This window comes from Phenylobacterium sp. (assembly GCF_036402295.1).
In the GTDB taxonomy this organism is placed as follows: domain Bacteria; phylum Pseudomonadota; class Alphaproteobacteria; order Caulobacterales; family Caulobacteraceae; genus Phenylobacterium.
Map to the genome: position 1 here is coordinate 1 of NZ_DASWTE010000423.1, position 3,614 is coordinate 3,614.

The 3,614-nt window shown below is 67.9% G+C and carries 4 protein-coding genes; all 4 read left to right on the forward strand.

Translation table 11 applies throughout. From position 1 onward, the window contains the following. Positions 1–1,380 (forward strand): type II and III secretion system protein family protein (locus VGD44_RS24325; RefSeq protein ID WP_331090972.1); only part of this gene is annotated, 1,380 nt, incomplete at its 5' end. Positions 1,381–1,391: 11 nt separating this feature from the next. Beyond that, the gene (locus VGD44_RS24330) at positions 1,392–1,688 is read left to right on the forward strand and encodes a hypothetical protein (RefSeq protein WP_331090974.1); all 297 of its coding nucleotides are present in this window, start codon (positions 1,392–1,394) and stop codon (positions 1,686–1,688) included. A 110-nt stretch (positions 1,689–1,798) separates the two neighbouring features. Next, complete coding sequence (locus VGD44_RS24335) at positions 1,799–3,004, forward strand: hypothetical protein (protein WP_331090975.1); 1,206 nt, start codon at positions 1,799–1,801, stop codon at positions 3,002–3,004. Then, the coding region (locus VGD44_RS24340) for an ATPase, T2SS/T4P/T4SS family (RefSeq protein WP_331090977.1) at positions 3,001–3,614 on the forward strand (614 nt) is incomplete at its 3' end. The genes VGD44_RS24335 and VGD44_RS24340, both read left to right, overlap by 4 nt.

Genomic DNA, 3,614 nt, shown 5'->3' on the forward strand with positions numbered 1-3,614 from the left:
ATCGCCTGTTGCCTCGTCTTCGGCGGCGGCCAAGCCGCATTTGCGCAGGGCCCCGTGGCCGGCGCTTCGTCCGAGACGGTCGAGATCGTGGTCCCAGTGGGCAAGTCGCAGGTCATCGAGCTGCCGGCGCCCTACTCGGACCTGATGATCGCCGAGCCCAAGGTGGCCGACGTGCTGCCGCTCACCAGCCGCTCGGTCTACGTGGTGGGCCGGAGCATCGGCTCGACCTCGCTCACGATCTATGGCCCGGGCAAGCGCATGATCGCCGCCGCCAACATCGTGGTGTCGGCCGACGGCGACGGCCTGAAGGCGCGGTTGCACGACATCATGCCGACCGAGCGCGACATCTCGGTGCACGCGGCGAACCAGTCGCTGGTGCTGTCCGGCGTGGTGAGCAGCCCGGCCGCTCTGCAGAAGGCCCTGGCGCTGGCCGAGTCCTACGCGCCCCAGAAAGTCGTCAACATGCTGGGCGTCGAGGGCACCCAACAGATCATGCTCTCGGTGCGGTTCGTCGAGATGCAGCGGACGACGGCCAAGAACCTGAAGCTCAACGTCAACCGCCTGCCGACCAACAGCGACCCGTCGATCACGGTCTTCACCGGCGACACCAACGTCAAGAACAACGGATTCCTCGTCGACAGCTTCGGCGCGGCGTCGGCCGTGTTCAACGGCAACCTCGAGCTCCTGATGGACGCGCTGGAGACCAAGGGCCTGATCAAGACCCTGGCCGAGCCGAACCTGGTCGCCATGTCGGGCGACACTGCGAGCTTCCTGGCGGGCGGCGAGTTCCCGATCCCTGTGGCGCAAAGCAGCGGCAATGACGAGGGGGACGTCCCCACCATTTCTATCGAGTACAAGCAATTCGGTGTCGCGCTCGCCTTCACGCCGACGCTGCTCAGCGACGGCCTGATCAACGTGGCCGTGAAGCCGGAGGTGTCGTCGATTGACCCGACCATCTCGATCGACCTCGGGTCGATCAGAATCCCCGGCATCAAGGTGCGGCGGGCCAACACTACGATCGAGCTTCGCGACGGCGAGTCGTTCACGATCGCGGGTCTCCTCAAGGAGGAGTACGAAAACCAGGTTCGCCAGTTCCCGTTCGTGGGCGAGATCCCGATCCTGGGCGCGCTCTTCCGCTCCAACGGCTACCGGCGCGACGAGACCGAACTCGTGATCGTGGTGACGCCGCATCTGGTGACGCCGCGCCGCGGGCAGATCGCGACGCCCGGCGACAGCTTCGTGCCGCCGTCCGACTTCGAGCTGTTCCTGTTCGGATCGATGCAGGGCAAGTCCCGCGTCCGCCCGGAAGACCGCGCCCTTATCTCGGCCGATCCCAAGAAGGTCGGCCTCGAGGGTCCGCACGGCCACGTGCTCTACTAGGAGGACCCGAGATGAGCCTGACCAAGACCATGCTGATCCCGACGCTCCTGGCCCTCGGCCTTGCGGGCTGCGCCCAGAGCAGGGCGCACCTGGGCTCGGACTTCGGCGCGATCGTGAACCAGAACCGCGTGGCCCAGATCGCTGACCCCGATGCGCGGTATCCGCAGGAAGTCGTCTCGGACGGCGCGCGCGTGGGGCTGGCCATGGAGCGCTACCGCACCGGCAAGACGCTCCCGCCCGCCGACCTTGGCGCGTCGACGATCGGCGTCACCAGCAGCGGCGGGGGTGGCGGAGCTAGTCCGAAATGATGCTTGTTTTCAAAGGGCTGATGTTTCTGGCCAGCGATATGCATGTGAGCGCCGTGTTCGCCCGACTTTCCCATTGCGAGATCGAGCGTGGCGGCGAGGGGTGAGTTGATATGGTCGACCTTCCGCGCGTATTCCGAAACGCCCTCTCGGGACCGGGCTCCGGCGAGGCAGGTGGCGGCGTGAGCTGTGTGGGCGTGGTCGAGGGCGCGATCCAGGGCGCTGGCCGCATGGCCTCGCTCGCCGCGCTGTTCCCGCAGGTGACCTTCGAAACGCTCGGGTCGACCTGGCCCGCCGCGACGCCCGCGAGCGTCGACATCCTGCTGGTGGGCCTTTCGGCGGCTTCCGTCGAGGACATCGAAGCGGCGATCCGCCGCCTGAAGGCTCGGCGGCACGGCCTGCAGGTCGTGATCGCCCTGTACGACGCCGACGTGATGACCACCCGGCGCCTGCTACGAGAAGGCGCGGCCGACGTGCTGCCGGCGCCGGTCAGCGAGCCCTCGCTGGCGGCTTGCCTCGAGCGGCTGCTCGCCCAGGCCGAGCGACCCACGCAGCCGCGCTCGTCGGGCGAGATCGTCGCTGTGCTGAAGGCCGGCGGCGGCGTCGGCGCCAGCAGTCTCTGCGTCCAGCTGGCCGCCATGATTTCGGGCGGCGGCAACGACGTGTGCCTCGCCGACCTCGACCTGCAGTTCGGCTGCGCGGGTCTGTATCTGGACCTGCCGGAGGCGGTCACCATCGCGGACTGTCTGGGTTCGGGATCGCTCGAGGAGACGCCATTCCACTCGGCGCTTGCGAAGCATCGGAGCGGGGTCCGCCTGCTGGCCGCGCCGCGCGAGATGGTCCCGCTGGAGACGCTGGGCCCGCCGCAGGCCGCGGCGCTGATCGCGGGTCTGCGGCGCGATTTCCGCCTCACGATCGTCGAGCTGCCGCCGGTGTGGACGGCCTGGACGAACGAGATCCTCCATCTCGCCGACCGCATCATGCTGGTGACTCACTTGTCTGCGCCGCACGTTCAACTGGTGAAGCGCCAGCTGCGTGTCCTCGCCTCGCAGAGCCTGGACGGCAAGCCGCTGACGCTCGTGTGCAACGCGCCGTCGGCCGACCACACCGCGACCGTGACGATCAAGGCGGCCGAGCGTGCGCTCGGGCGGCCGTTCGACGCCGTCATTCCGGAAGACCGCCGCACCATGATGGCGGCCACGAACCAGGGCGTCGAAATCTCCGCAATCCGTCGGGGGACGAAGCTGGAGAAGGCCATCGCCGAGCTCGCCGCCAAGGTGTCGGCCCTGGCGACTGTCGATGCGGGAAAGCGTAGATGAGCATGCTCTGGAAACCCGGCGCCGAGGCCCCGAAAGGGACCCCCCAAGCCGCCGCCGCGCCCGCGATCGAGGGCTTCACGGCGCTGAAGGTGCGCATCCATCAGCGCCTGCTGGAGCTCCTGAACCTCAGCCTCCTGGACAAGACACCGCGCGAACAGCTGCGGCTCGAGATCCGCAGTGCGATCAGCGGCCTGCTCGCCGAAGAGAAGCGCATCCTCAACCTCAGCCAGACCGACCGTCTGATCGATGAGGTGCTGGACGAGCTGCTGGGCCTCGGCCCGCTGGAGCCCCTGCTCAAGGACGAGACGATCAGCGACATCCTGATCAACACGCATGAGACGGTCTATGTGGAGCGTGCCGGCCGCCTCGAGCGCACCGACGTCCAGTTCCAGGACACCAAGCACCTCGTGCGCATCATCAACAAGATCGTCGCCGCCGTCGGTCGGCGCGTAGACGAGTCGGCGCCAATGGTGGACGCGCGCCTCGCCGACGGCAGCCGCGTCAACGCCATCATCCCGCCGCTGGCCGTCGACGGCCCGCTGGTTTCGATCCGGAAGTTCGCGAAACAGCCGATCCACATGGATCGCCTGATTGAGCTCGGCAGCATCAC